The sequence below is a fragment of the Saccharopolyspora sp. NPDC049426 genome (assembly GCF_040676935.1).
In the GTDB taxonomy this organism is placed as follows: domain Bacteria; phylum Actinomycetota; class Actinomycetes; order Mycobacteriales; family Pseudonocardiaceae; genus Saccharopolyspora.
The window spans coordinates 298,204-315,401 of sequence record NZ_JBFAPZ010000010.1 but is presented as its reverse complement, the minus strand read 5'-3'; the positions used below and the strand labels follow the sequence as shown (position 1 = coordinate 315,401).

The window sequence follows — 17,198 nt, the reverse complement described above, 5'->3', positions numbered from 1 at the left end:
TGAACTGCTCACACGGTCTGGGGCTTGCGCATCAGGACCGCGCGGGCGAGCGGCTCGACGACGCGGGCCGCGACCGGGCCGATGATGGCCATGAGCAGGACGTAGGCGGTGGCCAGGGCCGCGAGTTCGCCGTCGACCGCGCCGGAGGACACCGCCAGGCCCGCGATGACGATGGAGAACTCGCCGCGCGCCACCAGGGCCGCGCCCGCGCGCAGCCGGCCCATCCGGGCCACGCCCTGCATGCGGGCCGCGATCCACCCGGTGAGGACCTTCGTGGCGCAGGTCAGCACGGCCAGGCCCAGGGCGATCGGCAGCACCGGCGGGATCTCGACGGGATCGGTGTTGAGGCCGAAGACGACGAAGAACACCGCGGCGAACAGGTCGCGCAGCGGCTCCAGCATGCGGGTCGCGTTCTGCGCCGTGGACCCGGAGATCGCGATGCCGAGCAGGAACGAGCCGACCGCGGCCGAGACCTGCAGCTCGGAGGCCAGTCCGGCGACCAGCAGCGCGGCACCCAGCAGCCGCAGCAGGAACACCTCGGGGTCGGGGCTGTCCACGATCGCCGAGACGTACTTGCCGAAGCGCAGCGCGATCAGCAGCACCACGGTGATCACCAGCAGCGAGATGCCGACCGCGGTCAGACCGCCGACGAAGCTCACCCCGGCCAGCAGCGCGGTGAGGATCGGCAGGTAGACGGCCATCGCGAGATCTTCGAAGACCAGGATCGACAGGATCACCGGCGTCTCGCGGTTACCGAGCCTGCCCAGGTCGCCGAGGACCTTGGCCACGATGCCCGACGAGGAGATGTAGGTGACGCCGGCCATCGCCAGCGCTCCGATCGGGCCCCAGCCCAGCATGAGCGCCACGATCGCTCCGGGAGCGGCGTTGAGCACGATGTCGATCAGCCCGGCCACCCAGGAGCGGCGCAGTCCGGTGACCAGTTCGCCCGCGGAGTACTCCAGCCCCAGTAAGAGCAGCAGGAGGACGACGCCGATCTCGGAGGCGATGTGGGTGAAGGGCTGGATGCCGTGCAGCGGGATCAGCCCACCGGTGCCGAACGCGACTCCACCGAGCAGGTACAGCGGGATCGGTGATATGCCGATCTTCCACGCGAGTCTCCCGAGGATGCCGAGACCGAAGAACACCGCTCCCAGCTCGATAAGGGAGATCGCCGTGTCGTGCACCGTGTTTCCTCTCGCGTGTTCCCTGCGTATGGAGTTGTGACGGTCGGTCGGCGTCGACCTCCGCCGGCTCAGCCCTGGGTGAGGATCTCCCCGGCCGCCCGCAGCCCCTCGGTCGTGCCCACCACGACCACCAGGTCACCGGCGGCGAAGACGAAGTCCGGCCGCGGCGACGGGTGGACGACGCTCTCCCGCACCACCGCGACGATCGACACCGAGGTGCGGGTGCGCATCTCGGTGTCGCCCAGCTCGCGGCCGGCGTAGGGCGAACCGGCGGGGACCGGCAGCTGCCAGGTGGTCACCCCGGCGACCTCCCGCTGCTGCTCGGAGAGCTTCGACACCAGCTGAGGCGCCCCCAGCAGACCGGCCAGCGTGCTGGTCTCGGTGCTGGACAGCTCGACCGAGGCGGCGACCTTGTCCGGGTCCTCGTGGTCGGAGACGATCAGCTCGAAACGCCCGTCCCGATAGGTGATCACCCCGACGCGGTGACCAGATCCAGTGGTGAAGTCCTGGCGCGTGCCGAGCCCCGGCAGCGGAGTCACAGTTACGTCCACTCGTGCAACCCTAAAGGGCTTCACGTCTATTCCTTGATCCGCCCGGAGGAGTCCCGGTCTCGGTCCGGTTCCGATCCCGAACCGGACGCGATTGGGATTCACCGGTGGCGGCCAGGCAGAATGGTTGGTTGGTTCCGGCGATCCGCCGGGAAGGATTTTGCGAACGGGGAGGAACGGCGACGTGGCGCAGGCCAGGCTTCGTGGAGTAGTGGCTCTCGACGGACCGTCGGGTACCGGCAAGTCCACGGTGTCGAAGAAGTTGGCGGCGGCTCTCGGCGCGACCTACCTCGACACCGGTGCCATGTACCGGGCGGTGACGCTCGCGGTGCTGCGCGCGGGGATCGACCCCACCGACGCCGCAGCGGTGACCCGGGTGGCCCGCGTCGCCGAGCTGGGCATGGGAACCGACCCGCTCGCGCCTGCCGTACGTCTCGACGGCGCGGACGTGGAACCGGAGATCCGCGGTCCCGAGGTCACTGCCGCCGTCTCGGCGGTCTCCGCCGTGCCCGAGGTCCGCGAGCTGCTGGTGGCGATGCAGCGCGAGCTGATCGGCGTCGCGATCGACGATCCGGGCGGCATGGTCGTCGAAGGCCGCGACATCGGCACGGTCGTCGTGCCGGACGCAGGTCTGAAGGTGTACCTGACGGCCTCCCCGGACGCGCGCGCCGCGCGCCGGACCGCGCAGGACGCCTCCGACGGCCGCGAGAGCGACCTGCGCAGCACCCACGCCGACGTGCAGCGCCGCGACGCGCTGGACTCCGGTCGCAAGGTGGCGCCGCTGCGCCAGGCCGAGGACGCCGTCGAGGTCGACACCACCGACCTCGACATCGCGGGGGTGCTCGAACAGCTCACCAAGCTCGTGGAGTCGCGCGGGCTGCTGGGAGGTGCGGCATGAGCGCGGAGCTTCCCGAGGGCGCCTCGGCAGGCCTGCACCGCGTGGCCCGGTGGATCTCGCGCTGGCCGCTGCGGCTGCCGTTCCGCGTGAAGGTGCGCGGTCGCGAGCGGATCCCGCGCAGCGGTCCGGTGGTCCTGGTGGCCAACCACAGCTCGCTGCTGGACGGTCCGCTGCTGCTGGGAATGGTTCCGCGGCCGATGGTGTTCCTGATCAAGCAGGAGATGTTCAGCGGTGCGCTGGGCTGGTTCCTGACCCGAATCGGGCAGATCGGCGTCCGGCGCGGTGAACCCGATCGAACTCCGCTGCTGACCGCGGTCCGCGTGCTCAAGGGCGGCGGCGTGGTCGGGGTGTTCCCCGAGGGCACGCGCGGTTCCGGGGAGATCGACAACGCCCAGCACGGGGCGGCGTGGCTCGCCCGCGCTTCGGGGGCGCAGATCCTGCCGGTGGCGTGCCGGGGCACCCGACGTCCCGAAGGCTCGGGCCGTAGGCTGTTACCCAGGATCGACGTGTTGTTCGGGGAGCCGATTTCCCCGGCGGGCGGCAAGGGCCGCGCCGGGCTGGTGGCGGCAACCGAGACCGTCCGCAACGAACTGGTCGCGCTGATCGCCGAGTTGGATCGGCAGGTCGCCGACCGGACCAATGACGATGTGAGAGGTAAACGAGCGTGACCGACGAGTCGCTGGAGGACCTGGACGGCACGTGGTCCGACGAGTCCGAATGGGCGGAGTTCGACGAGGCCGCCGCGCAGGGCGACGAGGCGCCGCCGAAGCCGCAGCCGGTCCTGGCCGTGGTCGGGCGCCCCAACGTGGGCAAGTCCACCCTGGTCAACCGCCTGCTGGGGCGTCGTGAGGCCGTCGTGCAGGACACCCCGGGCGTGACCCGGGACCGCGTCGCCTACGACGCGCTGTGGAGCGGTCGCCGCTTCACCGTGGTCGACACCGGTGGTTGGGAGCCCGACGCCAAGGGCCTGCAGAGCGCGGTGGCGGCCCAGGCCGAGCTGGCCATGCACACCGCCGACGCGATCGTGCTGGTCGTCGACGCCAAGGTCGGCGCCACCGCCACCGAGGAAGCCGTGGCCCGCGTGCTGCGCCGCTCGAAGCGGCCGGTGATCGTGGTGGCCAACAAGGTCGACGACGAGCGAGGCGTGGCCGACGTGCACTCGCTGTGGTCGCTGGGCCTGGGCGAGCCGATGCCGGTCAGCGGTCTGCACGGGCGAGGCTCGGGCGACCTGCTGGACAGGGTGCTGGAGGCGCTGCCGGAAACCCCGCGCGAGGTCTTCGGCGCCACCGGCGGACCTCGCCGCGTCGCGCTGGTCGGCAAGCCCAACGTCGGCAAGTCCAGCCTGCTCAACAAGCTCACCGGCGAGGACCGCTCGGTGGTGCACGACGTCGCCGGCACCACCGTGGACCCGGTCGACTCGCTGGTCGAGCTCGACGGCCAGGTGTGGCGCTTCGTCGACACCGCCGGCCTGCGCAAGCGGGTCAAGACCGCCAGCGGCACCGAGTACTACGCGTCGCTGCGCACCAAGGCCGCCATCGAGGCCGCCGAGGTCGCGATCGTGCTGGTCGACGGTTCGGAGCCGATCAGCGAGCAGGACCTGCGGGTGATCACGATGGTGGTCGAGGCGGGGCGCGCGCTGGTGCTGGCCTACAACAAGTGGGACAAGGTCGACGACGACCGCCGCAACCAGCTGGAGAAGGAGATCGACCGCGAGCTGGTGCGGGTGCGCTGGGCGGAGCGGGTCAACGTCTCGGCGCTGACCGGCCGCTCGGTGGCCAAGCTGGCTCCGCAGCTGCGCACCGCGCTGGACTCCTGGGACACCCGGGTCTCCACCGGTCGCCTCAACGGCTGGCTCAACGAGCTCGTCGCGGCCAACCCGCCGCCGGCGCGCAGCGGTCGTCAGCCGAAGATCCTCTTCGCCACCCAGGCGCAGACCCGGCCGCCGACGATCGTGCTGTTCACCACCGGCTTCCTGGAGGCCGGCTACCGGCGGTTCCTGGAGCGCAAGTTCCGCGAGACCTTCGGATTCGTCGGCAGCCCGGTGCGGATCTCGGTGCGGGTGCGCGAGCGCAAGGCCAAGGGCAAGCGCGGCTGAGCAACTCGCCTCGCTCAGCGGTGCGGTAGCAGGTCGAGCAGGCGGCGAGGGCCGCGTGTTCGGGTGGTGCGTGCGCTGAGGACATCCGCTGCCGTTAGTCTGCTGGCGACCCTCGGGAACGGCGGAGGTGAACCGAGAGGTGGCGGCAACCGACGGCGGCGGGCCGATCCGGGTCGTGCTGGCCGACGACGAGCCGATGCTGCGACGCGGGCTCAAGGTCATGCTGGAGAGCAGCGGCACCATCGAGGTGGTGGCCGAGGCCGGTGACGGTCACGGACTGCTCTCCGAGGTGCGCGCGCACCGGCCCCACGTCGCCCTGATCGACGTCCAGATGCCGGGCAAGGACGGGCTCACCGCGCTGCGCGAGGTGGTTCGATTGCCCGAGCCACCCGCGTCCGCCGTGCTGACCACGTTCGACCTCGACGACTACGTCGCCGACGCGCTGCGCTTCGGCGCTCAGGGGTTCCTGCTCAAGGACGCCGAGCCGGAGGTGCTGGTGCGCGCGGTGCAGGACCTGGCCGCCGGCGGTGCGGTGCTGGATCCGCGGATCACCGCGCGACTGCTGCCCCGGCTGCGCGCCACCAGCGACAACGCTCGCGAGCTCGACCTGGTCAAGGCGTTGTCCGCGCGGGAGGGGCAGGTGCTGCAACTGCTCGCCGACGGCCGTTCCAACGCCGACATCGCCTCCCGGCTGGGACTGACCGAGGCGACCGTGAAGAGCTACGTCTCCACCGTCCTGTCCAAGCTCGGCGCGCAGAACCGGGTGCAGGCCGCTCTGATCGCGCAGCGGGTCGCCGGCGTCGGCGGTGAGCGGTGAACGGCGTGAACTGGCGGTTCTGGGGCCTGGAGGTCCTGGCGGTCGGTCTGCCCGTCGCCGCCGTCATCGCCGCCCCGGACCCGATGGGCTACAAGGTCCTGTCCGGCTTGGCCGCGGGGCTGCTGCTGCCGTTGCGGCACCGGTGGCCCCGGCTGACCGTGCTGCTGTGCATGCCCGCGATGGCCGGTGGCCTGGGCTGGGCGGCGATCCTGGTGGCGATGTTCCGCCTCGGACGGGTGCGCACCAAGCCGCTCGAACTGGCCGGGTGGGTTCTGCTGACCTGTGTCGTCGCCGTCACGCCCGTGCTGATCACGCAATCGCTGACACCCGGGTCGATCCTGCTGACCCTGGCCTTCGTGGTGCTGTCGGCGGGAGCGCCCGCTGTGCTGGGACTGCTGGTGGCGTTGCGCGAGCAGCTGGCCGAGAGCCTGCAGCGGCTCGCCGACGCCGGTGAAGTGGTCGCGCAGGCCAAGGCCGAGATGGCCAAGTCGGAGGAGCGGGCCCGCATCGCCCGGGAGATCCACGACGCCGTCGGTCACCACGTCACGCTGATCGCGGTCGAGTCCGCCGCGCTCGGTGCGAGCAGCGGCGAACCGGCCGTGCGCGAGGCCGCCACGCGGGTGCGCGGGTTGGCCAAGCAGGCGCTGGACGAGATGCGCACCACCCTCGGACTCAGCTCGACCACAGCCGAGGCCGAGGCCAGGACGATCACCGACCTCGTGCGCCAGGCGCGGGCGTCCGGTGTGGACGTCGAGCTGACCGGCGACCTGGAGCACCACGAGGTGCCCGGTGCTGTGGAGCGGGCCGCCTACCGGGTCGTGCAGGAAGCGCTGACCAACGCCTCCAAGCACGCGCCCGGCGCCGGAGTCCGGGTGGACCTGAGCAACCGGGCCGACGCGCTGCGCATCGTGGTCACCAACGACGCCCCGGACGGCGAGCCGATCACCGAGCTCACCGGCGGTGCCGGGCTGGAGGGCCTGTCCGAGCGGATCCGCATGGCAGGCGGCGAGCTGGACGCGGGCCTGTCCGAGGACGGCGGTTTCCGGCTCGTCGCGCTGCTCCCGCAGGAGTCCTAGCGCGCCAACGACGCGCGCAAGAAGTCGACCTGCATGAGCAGGAGGTTCTCGCTGGTCGTCTCGTCGGTGGGCATGTGGCTCACGCCGGCGAGCGGGAGCACTGAATGCGGGCGCGCGGCCGCGGTCAGCGCCGCTGACAGGCGCAGGCCGTGCGCCAGGACCACGTTGTCGTCCACCGTGCCGTGCACGATCAGCATCGGGCGTTCCAATTTCGCCGCGTCGCGCAGCAGCGAGTTGGCCTCGTAGACCTCGGGCGCGGTGTTCGGATCGCCCAGGTAGCGCTCGGTGTAGTGGGTGTCGTAGAGCCGCCAGTCCACGACGCCCGCTCCGACGATCGCGGCGTGGAAGACGTCCGGGCGGCGCAGCACGGCCAGTCCGGCGAGGTAGCCGCCGAACGACCAGCCGCGGATCGCCACCCGGTCGAGGTCGAGCTCGGGGTGCTCGGCAGCGGCGGCGTGCAGCGCGTCGACCTGGTCCTGCAGCGGCGGACCGGCCAGGTCACCGGCGATGGCCCGGTCCCAGTCAGGACCGCGACCGGCCATCCCGCGACCGTCGGTGATCAGCACCGCGAAGCCCTGGTCGGCGAACCACTGGGAGGTCAGGTAGCCCTGCTGGCGAGCCAGCACCCGCTGGGCATGTGGGCCGCCGTAGGGGTCCAGCAGCACCGGCAGCGGCCCGTCCGCCGCGGTGTATCCGCTGGGCAGCAGCAGGGCGCTGCGCAGCTCGCGCTCGCCGAGCCGCAGCAGCCGGACGTTGAGGTCCAGTCCGTGGGCCTCGGCGTGGTTGTCGATCTCGGCGATCGTCCGCGCGCCGCGCCGCACGACCACGCCGGTCCGCGGCCGGTCCAGATCGCTGGTGGCCACGACCAGGACGTCGCCGCCGCGAGTACCGGTGTGCACGCCGAAACCGCTGGTCAGACGCTCGTAACCGGTCGCGGTGACGCGGTAGAGGTGCACCTCGGCCGGATCGTCCTCGGAGCCGGACACCAGCACGTCCTCGGTGCCGATGTCGACGATGCTGCGCACCTGCAGCGGAGCAGCGGTCCACGGCCGGTCGCCGACGACCAGGCGGTAGGCGCCCTCCGCGGCGTCGATGCGCACGAGCTCACCGCCCGGCGTCCACGACGGCCAGCCCGGCTTGATGTCGATCCACTGCGGGTCGGTGTCCCGGTGGATCTCGGTGGTGGTGCCGGCCTCGGTGTCGACGGCCAGCAGCAGCTGGGTTCGCTGGTCTCGGGTCTGCACCGCGATCAGCGGGCGGCCGTGCCGCGACCAGTGCGCCGTGACCAGGTACGGGTAGGTGCTCCGGTCCCACTCGACGGCGACGCGCCGGCCGTCCAGCCCGATCGCGGCGAGCGTGACCTCGGCGTTGGCGGTGCCCGCGGCCGGGTAGCGGGTGGCGACGGGAACGCGGTCTGGGTGGGCGGGATCGCCCAGGTACCAGTGCCGGACGGGGGTTTCGTCGACGCGCGCGACCAGCAGTTCCTCGCCGCTGGGAGCCCACCAGTAGCCGCGGTGGCGGTCCATCTCCTCGGCCGCGATGAACTCGGCGGCTCCCCAGGTGACGTTGTCGCCGTCCGGTTCGGCCAGAGCGCGGTCGCCGGAGCCGTCGGCGGCGATCACGCGGAGCTGACCAGCGGAGAGGTAGCCGATGTGGCGCCCGTCGGGGGAGGGGCGCGGGTCCGCGACCGGCTGCTGGACCGGGAGCTCGCGGGCGTCACCGGTGGCGACGTCGGCGATGAACAGGCGCCCGGACAGGGTGAACACGACCTGCTCGCCATCGCGGTCGGTGCTGTAGCCGGTGATGCCGGTCGCCCGTTCCCGCGCGCGTTCCCGCCGAGCCTGCTCTTCGGCGGTCACCTGGTCCTCGGCCTGCAGCTTCGCCGGGTCCACCAGCAACCGCTCGGTTCCGGTGGCGGTGTCCAGCGCCCACAGCGCCGTGGTGCGGTCGGTGCCGCTGGTGGAGCGCAGGAACAGGACGCGCGCGCCGTCGCCGACGACGGTGAAGTTGCGTGGCGCACCGAGGCTGAACCCCTGCGTGCGCGCGCTTCGGCGAGGAAACGATGCGGACGACATGCGAACCAGCCTGCCATCACGCACACCCCGATGCCGCACCAGGTCCGCCGGTCATCCCCGCCGGTGCGTCCACCGAACATCCGGTGGCGGGCGCTCCACCTCCGGCCACCGGATCCCGGCGCGACGGCGTCCGCCCTCTCCCGCCGGATCCAGGCGGACGGATTTCCATTGAAATCCGGTTCCCCGGTGAGGATCTGACGCTGGGGTGGGGGATTCGTCGGTGTGTTGGGAGGGGGTTCAGGCGGGGGAGGCAGGCATGGTTCGGGGCGATCCAGCAAGGCCCGCAGCGGTTTCCGGAATTTCCGGGGTGCGTGGGCCGCCGGCCCCGAGACGGATGAGAACTGCACCATGCACCTGTCGATCGTCGTGCCGTGCTTCAACGAGGAGCACGGACTGCAACGGCTGCGCGACGCGCTGGTCGAGGCGCTGTCCGGACACGTCCGGGATTACGAGGTGATCCTGGTCGACGACGGCAGCACCGACCGCACGTTGTCCGAGGCCCGGCGCCTCAGCGAGCACGACCCGCGGTTCCGCTACGTGTCGCTGAGCCGCAACTTCGGCAAGGAACCCGCGATGCTCTGCGGGCTCCGGCACGCCCGCGGCAACCGGGTGGCGCTGCTCGACGCCGACCTGCAGCACCCGCCGCGTCTGCTTCCCCGGATGCTGGTGCTGCTCGACACCGGCTACGACCAGGTCGTCGCGCGGCGCAGCCGATCCGGAGAACGGGCCTGGCGGACCGCGTCCTCGCGCGCCTACTACCGGCTGGCGAGCCGGTGGCTGGACGTGCGGCTGCAGGACGGTGCCGGGGACTACCGGGTGCTGTCGCGACGTGCGGTCGACGCCCTGCTGTCCTTGCCCGAGCACCACCGCTTCTCCAAGGGGCTGTTCGCCTGGATCGGTTTCGACACCGGCTGGGTCACCTACCGCAACGTGCCGCGCGAGACCGGTGAGTCGCGGTGGCGGCTGTCGGACCTGGTCGATCACGGCATCGACGGGCTGACCGCGTTCAACGACAAGCCGCTCCGCCCGGCGATCTACCTCGGCCTGCTCGTCGCCGGCTTCGCGGGTCTGCTCGCAGCGCTCGCCGATGGCGAGAAGCGCTGGGCCGCACTGCTTCTCGGGTTGGGCGGTGTTCAGCTCCTCGTGCTCGGCGTGCTCGGGGAGTACGTCGGTCGCGGTTACGCCGAGTCCCGGCGACGGCCGCACTACCTGGTCAAGGAGACCGGCCCGGTACCGGATCCGCTGCCCGGCGAGCACCGGGTGTGCACCGCGGGACTGGTGTCGTGATGAGGCGGCTGATCGAGTCCTCGCAGTTCGGCCGGTTCGCCATGGTCGGCGGGGTGAACACCGGCGTGCACTGGGCCGTGTACCTGGCGCTGTGGCTGGTGCTGCCGTACCTGGTGGCGCACGCGCTCGCGACCGGCGCGGCGATGGTGTGCTCCTACGCGCTGAACTGCCGGTTCACCTTCCGGGTGCGACCGAGCGGACGCTCCTTGCTGCTGTTCCCGCTGGCGAGCCTGGTGCTGCTGGGCGTGAGCACCTCGGCTGTGGCGCTCGCGGTGGCGGTGTTCGGGGTCGATCCGAGGCTCGCGCCGCTGGTGGGGTTCGCGTTGGTGCCGGTGACGTTCCTGGCGAGCCGCGCGGCGCTGACCCGCCCGGACCGCGGTGAGTGGCGAGGTGCCGCCGGTGTCGGGCTGGCGGTGGCCGGGCTCGGGACGCTGCCGCTGCTGGTCAACCCCTCGTTCTACTTCGCCGACGACAGCGCCGCCCAGTTCCTGCCGATGTGGCACCGGCTCGGCGAGCGACTGCTCGCGGGCGAGTGGGCGTTCGGGCTGGAGCCGGATTCGTGGATGGGTGGGAACCTGGCCGCCGAGTCGCTGTTCGGCATCTGGAACCCGCTGCACCTGCTGGACTTCGCCGTGGTCGCCCTGATCGGCGACCTGGCGATCGCGGCGGCGGTGGTGAAGATCCAGTTCCTGGTGCTGCTGGCGGTCGGCACGCACCTGCTGTGCCGGGGCTACGGGGCGAAACCCGCTGCGGCGTCGGTGATGTCGGTGGCGCTGCCGGTGTCGGGGTTCGTGCTGCACTTCCAAGCCGCGAGCTGGGCCGGCGGGCTGATGGGCTTGGCGTGGTTGCCGTGGGCGTGGTGGGCGCTGCACCGGTACCTCTCCGGAGAAGCACCGGCCGTGCTGCCGTTCGTGCTGTGCTACCTGTGCGTCTCGGCTGGTGATCCGTACGGCCTGCTCGCGTTGTGCCTGGTCTTCGCCGCGCTGGCGGTCGAATCCGGGCCGCGCCGGTTGGTCGCGATCGGTGTCGCGGTGGCCGCGTGCCTGCCGCTGGTGTTCTGGCCGGTGCTGGCGACCGCCGGGGTGGGCTGGCGGTCGGGTCGCGAGCTGTTCAACTCGGGTCTGCTGGTACCGGGCATCGGCGATCTGCTCAACGCGAGCACACCCGGTTTCCTGCCGCAGATCATCTCCTTCGGCGACTACCGGATGACGGTTCCCGCCACCTTCCTCTCGTGGTTCGCGGTCCCGCTGCTGCCCTGGCTGAAGTGGCGCGAGATGCCGTGGCGGCGGTGCACCGCGGCGGTACTCGTCGCGGGCTGCTTCGCGCTGCTGTGCCTGGGCCCGTCCAACGTGTGGATGTTCCGCTGGCCGCTGCGGCACATCGCGGTCCTGCACCTCGCGGTGGCGGTGCTGCTGGCGGTGGCGTTGTCCAGCGGTCTGCGCCGGGACCGCGCCCCGACGCGTGCGGTGGCCTCGGCGCTGCTGATGCTGGCGGGTGGCTACCTGGCCTTTGCGGCCTGGCCCGCGCAGGCGCCGAAGCACCTGGTCGGACTGGTGCTGGTCGCCGGGCTGCTGACGTGGGCCCTGCGCGGCAGGCTGTTCCCGGTGCTGCACCTGGGAACGGCGTTGGTGCTGGGTCTTCAGCTGCTGTGGTTCCCGATCAACCGCGACGTCGCCGACTACAACTTCCCGACCGACGTCGACGCCCTGCGCCGCGCCCACGCGCCGCTGCGCGACGGCACGGTGGTGCAGGTGGCGGCGCGCGAGCGGATCCCGCCGGAGCGGATCGCCGACCGCAGCGCGTGGTCGCAGCTGCTGCTGGGCAACATGCCGGCCGCCGCCGGGGTCGCGAGTCTGGTGTCCTACACCGGGATGGGCCACGACGCCCTGCACACGTCGTTGTGCCTCAACTACTTCGGCGGAACCTGTCCGCGCGCGTACGACCGCCTGTGGGGTCCCGATCGGCTCGCCGACCAGCTCAAGGCGACCCACGTCGTGGTGCAGCGGCGGCTGCGCGAGGTCACCCAACCGCCTCCGGGCTGGCACGTCGCGCACCGCGACGACGAGGTCGTCGTGCTCACCCGCATCGCCCCGGTCCCGTGGCCGCAGGGGCTGTTGAGCGTGGCCCGCGGGGTCGAGGTGCTGGGGGACGTGCAGCGCGGTGCGCGCACCGAGACCGTCAGGTTCACCGGGAGCGGGGACCTCGTGTTCGCGCGACTCTCCTGGCCCGGCTACCGGGCCACTGTGGACGGACGTCCGGTGCCGATTTCCGCGACCGGAGCGGGGCTGCTGAACGTGCGGGTTCCGCGCGAGATCTCCGGAGGGACGCTGACGTTGTCGTGGTCACCACCGGGTGTCCGGGCGGGGCTGCTGCTGGTGGTCGCCGGGGCGCTGGGTGCGCTGTGGATGTCGTGGCGGTGGGCGCGATGAGGACTGCCGTGCTGCTGCTCGCGGTCGCGTTGCTGCTGGTCGTGTCAGGGGTCGCGGCGGCGGGCTCACCGAGGCCGTCGCACCTCCAGGTCGTGGCGCACCCCGACGACGACATGCTGTTCATGAGCCCGGACGTGCCCCTGGCGATCCGCTCGGGCGCCCGGGTCACGACGGTGTTCCTCACCGCGGGCGAGAGCGACGTGCAACCGCCCGCGGACTACGCGGCGAGCCGCCAGGCCGGTGCTCGCGCCGCGTTCGCGGCGATGGCCGGGGTCGCCGACGACTGGACGCGCTCGGCGCTGGAGCTCCCCGGAGGCCGCTCGGCGGAACTGCACCGGCTTCGCCGGCGGCCCTCGGTGGGGCTGGTGTTCCTCGGTCTGCCCGATGACAACGACCCGCGCGCTCGGCACGCGCTGAGCGAGCTCTGGCGGAATCCGGCGCACCGCGTGGACACCGTCGCCGCTGCGGGGTCGGTCGTGCCCGTGACCAGCCACGACCGCGGTTCGGTGATCGATTCTCTGATCGGCCTCCGGGAGGAGTTCGCGCCGACGCTCGTCCGCACGCAGGACCCGCGACCGGACCCGCGCCACCAGCAGCAGTGGGGGAGCGCCCACGACCACCCCGACCACCTCGCCACCGCTCGGTTCACCGAAACCGCGCTGATCGGAACGGATCTGCCGCTGCTGCACTACCGCGACTACAACGTCGCCGACGCGCCTCCGAACCTGCCGGAACGCGTGGTGGCCGGAAAGCGCGCGGTGTTCGCCCGCTACGCCGAGCACGATCCGCTGGTCGGGCTCGGTGAGCCCTACGACGCCTGGCTCGCCGCGATGCGCCTGCGCAGGCCGTGGGGAACGCGGTGGCTGACCAGCGGTAGCCACGCGCACGTGCGCGGGCGTGATCTGGTGATCGGGGAATCCGTTGTGGACACACCGGGATTCGCCCCGCGAGAGGGGTCCGCCTCCTTCGTCGATCCTGCGACGGTGGTGGTGCAGGACCGGGATTCCGGAGCGGTGTGGCTCAAGGAAGGGGATCGGCCGTGGCGTTCTCTCGGCGTGCCACCGCCGCGGGAACCGGGCGTGGACCTCGGGCCGCCGTCGGCGGTGCCGGTGCGGGGACGCGTGGTGGTCGCGGTCCGCGACTCCGGCGGCGGGGTGAGCGTCCGCGACACCGGGACGTGGTGCCGGCTCGGTGGTTCCGACGTGGGTGACGAGGTCTCGGTGCTGGCATCGGGGAGCGGTGAGATCCACGTGATGGCCGCGTCCCGGAACGGGATGCTGCACTGGCGGCTGACCGGGTCCGGATGCGGAGTGCCCGTCGCTTCCTCCGAGCACCCGGTCGGTGCCATCGCCACGACCAGCGGTTACGCGGCCTACCGCGACTCCCGAGGTGATCTGGTGGTGCTGGCCGAGAGCGCGGGCTGGGGGCGAGTGCGGACCATCGACGCCGAGGCGATCTCCGATCCGGCGATCGCCCCGGGCCCGGTGCTCGCCGCCCGCAACGCCGACGGACTCCTGCAGATCTTCCGGCCGGACGGCACGACGACCCTCGGCCACGTCGAAGCGCAACCCGCGTTGTCGCCGAACGGAGATCAGGCCGCCGCCCTCACGGGCGACGGCCTGATCAGGACCTTCTCCGTTCCCTAGGCCGAAGCCCCAGCGGCCTCCGGTGCACCGGCGCGCGGCGCGCGGTGCTCGCCGGGGTCGCTGTCGTCCTTCATGCGCAGCGACAGCACGCCCACCGCCAGGTACATCAGGCAGAACACGATCGTCGCGCCACCGCCCCCGACCAGCGGGTACAGCACCGTCACCACGACGGGGCCGACGAAGGCCGCGCCACCGGCACCGAAGTTCAGCACCGCCAGCGCCGAACCCTTGTCCTTGGTGGCGACCATGGACGGCATCAGCGCGGACAGCGGCACGAAACCGGCCAGTAGCAGTCCGTAGACCACGCCGAGCACGGCCGCCACGGCGAAGCTCTGCGAGGCCACCGAGCTGAAGTACCAGAGCGGGGTGGCGATGGCGCAACCCAGGCAGCCGAACCAGGTCACCGTGCGGCGCCAGCCGAATCGGTCGCCGAACACGCCGAAGAACAGGTTCGCCGCGATGTTGGCGCCGTAGGCGATCGACGCCAGCGACGCCACCTGCGCCGCGGTCAGGAACCCGCCGTCCGGCGCCGCAGGCCCGAAGGTGAACGGGAACATGGCGAAGAACCCGTACTGCGGCGCGGTGTTGACGATGCGGATCAGGCCGCCGGCGAGCACCCGGCGGTCCCGCCACAGGATGTCGACGCCCTCGGCGAGCCGCTTGAGGCTGCGCGGGTTCTCCACCGTCTCATCGGCGATCGGCTTGAGCCCGTGCTCCTCGCGCACCGCGAAGGACCCGAGCAGCACGCCGACGGTCACCACGACCAGCGACAGCACCAGGGTCTGGTAGTCGCTCAGGCCGAACACGCCGATCGACAGCGCCGCCAGCGCGGCGCCCAGCGTCGGCAGGCCGCCGGTGAAGGCGAACCAGAACCAGCCGGCCACCGAGCCGCGCATCTTCGTCGGGCTCGCGACCTGGGCCCACGCCAGGAACGAGAACGCGAACAGCGGATACGCCAGGCCGCGGATGCCGTAGGTCGCGACGATGAACGCCCCGTTGTGCGAGGGCAGCGCCACGAACAGGAACAGGCACTCGAAGCCGACCCACCACGCACCGCCGAGCCACATCACCCGGCGCGGGCCCCAGATCGCCGAAAGCGTTCCGGAGAACCACGCCGCGATCATGGCCGCGACGCCGTAGAGGGTGACCGTGGCGAAGGAGGCCACCGCACCGGGCAGCGCACCGCCCTCGGGTCGCTGCAGGTAGTCGGACAGGAACGTGGTCTCCACGCCGTCGCCGATCATGAAGATCAGCACGGCGACGAAGCCCCAGAAGAGCTGCCGCGGGATCCCGATGCGGTCGAGGAAGCCCGGGTACCCGGTTGCGGACGTTTGGGACATCACTGTCTCCAACAAGGTCGGATGTGTCGGTGCGTCGCCGCACCTAGCCAACGAATGTCGGCCATCATGCACCCTGTTGAAGTTAACGCACAAGATGTTAAAACCACATCGGTGGTCTTTTTCTCGGCGGTGCGGACTCCGCGCGCCGCTTGCCCGACGGGGTGTGCTCAGCCCACCGGGGACAGGCGGACGTCGGTCTGCTCCCGCATCTCCTCGACGAGGGCGTCGTCGAGCTTCCCGGCGAGCAGGACGTGGTCGAAGGCGCTGACCGGGGCGAGCTGGTGCAGCGCCGAGCGGGCGACCTTGCTGGCGTCCATCATCAGCACCTTGGTCGTGGCGCTGCCCATCATCGCGCGCTTGACCAGCACGATCTCCTGCTCCTGGTGGTAGGTCAGGCGCGCGTTCATGGCGGAGGTGGACAGGAACACGATGTCCACCGAGAACGTCGAGATCATCTCCTGGCACGGCAGGCCAAGGTAGGAGTCGTGCGTGCGGGAGTACTCGCCGCCGAGGCCGATGAGCCGGATGTCGGGGACGTCGCGCAGCGCCTCCTGGACCTGCCGGTAGTTGCTGACCACGGTCAGCGGGCCGACCTCCGGCAGCAGCCTGGCCAGCGCGAGCGCGGTGGTGGAGTCGTCGAGCATCACCGACATGCCGGGCGTGATGAACCGCAGGGCGTCGGCGGCCAGCGCCTCCTTCTCGGCGGTGTGGGTGTGCAGCCGGAAGTCCGAACTGGACTCGAACACCGTGGACGGCTGGGCCGAGACCCCTCCGTGGTACTTGCGCAGCAGGCCCCGCGTCGCCAGGTCGTCGAGGTCGCGGTGCACGGTCATCAGGCTGACCCCGGTCAGCGTGGACAGCTCCGCGGCGCTGGCGAACCCCTGCGAGAGCACGTGATCGACGATCCTCTGCTGCCGCTGGAGGCGGGGGGACTGCTTCTTCGGTGCTGACGCCATGCGCTCATCTTGCCTCGTCGGGTGCGTGCAACGGTGCAGACCTGCCGGAGTATCACTCTGCTAGTGACAGTTAACGCCATGAGTGTTAATTTGGGTCCATCAGTGATTGGCGGGAGGTACGTATGACCCAGCCGGATCGGCCGAACAGCGCCCACAGCGCGGTCGTGTTCGACATGGACGGCGTCCTGGTCGAGAGCGAGCACCTGTGGGAGCGGATGTGGACCCGCTTCGCCGCGGCTCGTGGACGCACCTGGACCGGGCAGGAGACCCGGCAGGTCCAGGGCATGAGCGCGCCGGAGTGGGCCGCGTTCCTCGCCGAGTTCAGCGAGGCCGCTGAATCCGCGGCCGAGACCGAGCGGATCGTGGTCGACGACATGATCACCGCGCTCGACGACGGCGAGATCGAACTGCTGGCGGGCGCGGAGAAGATGGTCACCGACGTCGCCGCCCGCGCACCCATCGCGCTCGCCTCCTCGGCGCCGCGGCGGCTCATCGACGCCGTCCTCGACCGCCACGGGCTGACCCCGCACTTCTCGGCGACCGTGTCCAGCGCCGAGGTGCCGCGCGGCAAGCCGAGCCCCGACGTGTACCTGGCCGCGGCCGCGAAGCTCGGCCACGAGCCGCAGCTCTGCCTCGCCGTCGAGGACTCCAGCAACGGGTTGCGCGCCGCCGCCCGAGCGGGCATGACGGTGGTGGCCATCCCCAACGGTGACTACCCGCCTGCCGAGGACGCGCTCGCCGGAGCCGCCCACATCGCCACCGACCTCGACGACGTGCGGCTGAAGCTGGTCGGATCGCTGCCGCAGGCACGCTGAACTGAGCTGAGCTCGCACACCTCGCGACAAAG

General features: G+C 71.5%; 14 protein-coding genes. 9 read left to right on the top strand and 5 right to left on the bottom strand.

The window, feature by feature from the left end:
* Nucleotides 1-8 precede the first annotated feature (8 nt).
* Together AB0J78_RS23005 and AB0J78_RS23000 are read right to left on the bottom strand one after the other, a co-directional pair.
* Nucleotides 9-1,184: a cation:proton antiporter gene (locus AB0J78_RS23005; RefSeq protein WP_363792231.1), complete on the bottom strand. Its 1,176-nt coding sequence runs from the start codon at nucleotides 1,182-1,184 to the stop codon at nucleotides 9-11.
* Nucleotides 1,185-1,252: 68 nt separating this feature from the next.
* Nucleotides 1,253-1,735, bottom strand: a complete 483-nt coding sequence (locus tag AB0J78_RS23000; protein WP_363792229.1) for a TrkA C-terminal domain-containing protein — start codon at nucleotides 1,733-1,735, stop codon at nucleotides 1,253-1,255.
* 208 nt (nucleotides 1,736-1,943) lie between these two features.
* Here AB0J78_RS23000 and cmk point away from each other — a divergent pair, with 208 nt between their 5' ends.
* The 5 genes from cmk to AB0J78_RS22975 all read left to right on the top strand — a co-directional run bounded on the left by cmk (nucleotide 1,944) and on the right by AB0J78_RS22975 (nucleotide 6,618).
* Nucleotides 1,944-2,630 (top strand): (d)CMP kinase, encoded by a 687-nt coding sequence (gene cmk, locus AB0J78_RS22995; protein WP_363792227.1) that lies wholly within the window; start codon nucleotides 1,944-1,946, stop codon nucleotides 2,628-2,630.
* Nucleotides 2,627-3,298, top strand: coding sequence for a lysophospholipid acyltransferase family protein (locus AB0J78_RS22990; protein ID WP_363792225.1), 672 nt, complete (start codon nucleotides 2,627-2,629; stop codon nucleotides 3,296-3,298). Before cmk ends, AB0J78_RS22990 begins: the two co-directional genes overlap by 4 nt.
* A gap of 11 nt (nucleotides 3,299-3,309) precedes the next feature.
* A complete protein-coding gene (gene der, locus AB0J78_RS22985; RefSeq protein ID WP_363792296.1) occupies nucleotides 3,310-4,725 on the top strand; it encodes a ribosome biogenesis GTPase Der in 1,416 nt (471 codons plus the stop codon).
* 139 nt (nucleotides 4,726-4,864) lie between these two features.
* Nucleotides 4,865-5,542, top strand: a complete 678-nt coding sequence (locus AB0J78_RS22980) for a response regulator transcription factor (RefSeq protein ID WP_363792223.1) — start codon at nucleotides 4,865-4,867, stop codon at nucleotides 5,540-5,542.
* Nucleotides 5,539-6,618, top strand: coding sequence for a histidine kinase (locus AB0J78_RS22975; RefSeq protein ID WP_363792222.1), 1,080 nt, complete (start codon nucleotides 5,539-5,541; stop codon nucleotides 6,616-6,618). The genes AB0J78_RS22980 and AB0J78_RS22975 overlap by 4 nt, the downstream gene beginning before the upstream one ends.
* Here AB0J78_RS22975 and AB0J78_RS22970 read toward each other — a convergent pair.
* Entirely contained in the window at nucleotides 6,615-8,693 is a 2,079-nt protein-coding gene (locus AB0J78_RS22970; RefSeq protein WP_363792220.1) for a prolyl oligopeptidase family serine peptidase, read from the bottom strand. The two genes, AB0J78_RS22975 and AB0J78_RS22970, sit on opposite strands and share 4 nt — an antisense overlap.
* A 348-nt stretch (nucleotides 8,694-9,041) precedes the next feature.
* Between AB0J78_RS22970 and AB0J78_RS22965 the strand changes: the two genes are divergently transcribed.
* The 3 genes from AB0J78_RS22965 to AB0J78_RS22955 are packed head-to-tail and all read left to right on the top strand — an operon-like array spanning nucleotide 9,042 to nucleotide 14,055.
* Nucleotides 9,042-9,980 carry a glycosyltransferase family 2 protein gene (locus AB0J78_RS22965; RefSeq protein WP_363792218.1) on the top strand — a complete coding sequence of 313 codons (939 nt, stop codon included), beginning with the start codon at nucleotides 9,042-9,044 and terminating at the stop codon, nucleotides 9,978-9,980.
* Nucleotides 9,980-12,409, top strand: a complete 2,430-nt coding sequence (locus AB0J78_RS22960; protein WP_363792216.1) for a GtrA family protein — start codon at nucleotides 9,980-9,982, stop codon at nucleotides 12,407-12,409. The genes AB0J78_RS22965 and AB0J78_RS22960 overlap by 1 nt, the downstream gene beginning before the upstream one ends.
* On the top strand, nucleotides 12,406-14,055 hold the full coding sequence (locus tag AB0J78_RS22955; RefSeq protein ID WP_363792214.1) for a PIG-L family deacetylase: 1,650 nt from the start codon (nucleotides 12,406-12,408) through the stop codon (nucleotides 14,053-14,055). The genes AB0J78_RS22960 and AB0J78_RS22955 overlap by 4 nt, the downstream gene beginning before the upstream one ends.
* Here the strand turns inward: AB0J78_RS22955 and AB0J78_RS22950 are convergent.
* Nucleotides 14,052-15,395 (bottom strand): RbtT/DalT/CsbX family MFS transporter, encoded by a 1,344-nt coding sequence (locus AB0J78_RS22950; protein ID WP_363792212.1) that lies wholly within the window; start codon nucleotides 15,393-15,395, stop codon nucleotides 14,052-14,054. The two genes, AB0J78_RS22955 and AB0J78_RS22950, sit on opposite strands and share 4 nt — an antisense overlap.
* A 167-nt stretch (nucleotides 15,396-15,562) precedes the next feature.
* Nucleotides 15,563-16,351 carry a DeoR/GlpR family DNA-binding transcription regulator gene (locus AB0J78_RS22945; protein WP_363792210.1) on the bottom strand — a complete coding sequence of 263 codons (789 nt, stop codon included), beginning with the start codon at nucleotides 16,349-16,351 and terminating at the stop codon, nucleotides 15,563-15,565.
* A 122-nt stretch (nucleotides 16,352-16,473) separates the two neighbouring features.
* Here AB0J78_RS22945 and AB0J78_RS22940 point away from each other — a divergent pair, with 122 nt between their 5' ends.
* Nucleotides 16,474-17,166 carry an HAD family phosphatase gene (locus AB0J78_RS22940; RefSeq protein WP_363792208.1) on the top strand — a complete coding sequence of 231 codons (693 nt, stop codon included), beginning with the start codon at nucleotides 16,474-16,476 and terminating at the stop codon, nucleotides 17,164-17,166.
* The last annotated feature ends 32 nt before the right edge of the window (nucleotides 17,167-17,198 follow it).

Excerpts from the sequence above, each read along its gene's own strand:
- AB0J78_RS22990 (WP_363792225.1), top strand. The coding sequence starts at position 2,627 with ATGAGCGCGGAGCTTCCCGAGGGCGCCTCGGCAGGCCTGCACCGCGTG.
- AB0J78_RS22970 (WP_363792220.1), bottom strand. The coding sequence starts at position 8,693 with ATGTCGTCCGCATCGTTTCCTCGCCGAAGCGCGCGCACGCAGGGGTTC.
- AB0J78_RS22965 (WP_363792218.1), top strand. The coding sequence starts at position 9,042 with ATGCACCTGTCGATCGTCGTGCCGTGCTTCAACGAGGAGCACGGACTG.
- AB0J78_RS22960 (WP_363792216.1), top strand. The coding sequence starts at position 9,980 with ATGAGGCGGCTGATCGAGTCCTCGCAGTTCGGCCGGTTCGCCATGGTC.
- AB0J78_RS22955 (WP_363792214.1), top strand. The coding sequence starts at position 12,406 with ATGAGGACTGCCGTGCTGCTGCTCGCGGTCGCGTTGCTGCTGGTCGTG.
- AB0J78_RS22950 (WP_363792212.1), bottom strand. The coding sequence starts at position 15,395 with ATGTCCCAAACGTCCGCAACCGGGTACCCGGGCTTCCTCGACCGCATC.
- AB0J78_RS22945 (WP_363792210.1), bottom strand. The coding sequence starts at position 16,351 with ATGGCGTCAGCACCGAAGAAGCAGTCCCCCCGCCTCCAGCGGCAGCAG.
- AB0J78_RS22940 (WP_363792208.1), top strand. The coding sequence starts at position 16,474 with ATGACCCAGCCGGATCGGCCGAACAGCGCCCACAGCGCGGTCGTGTTC.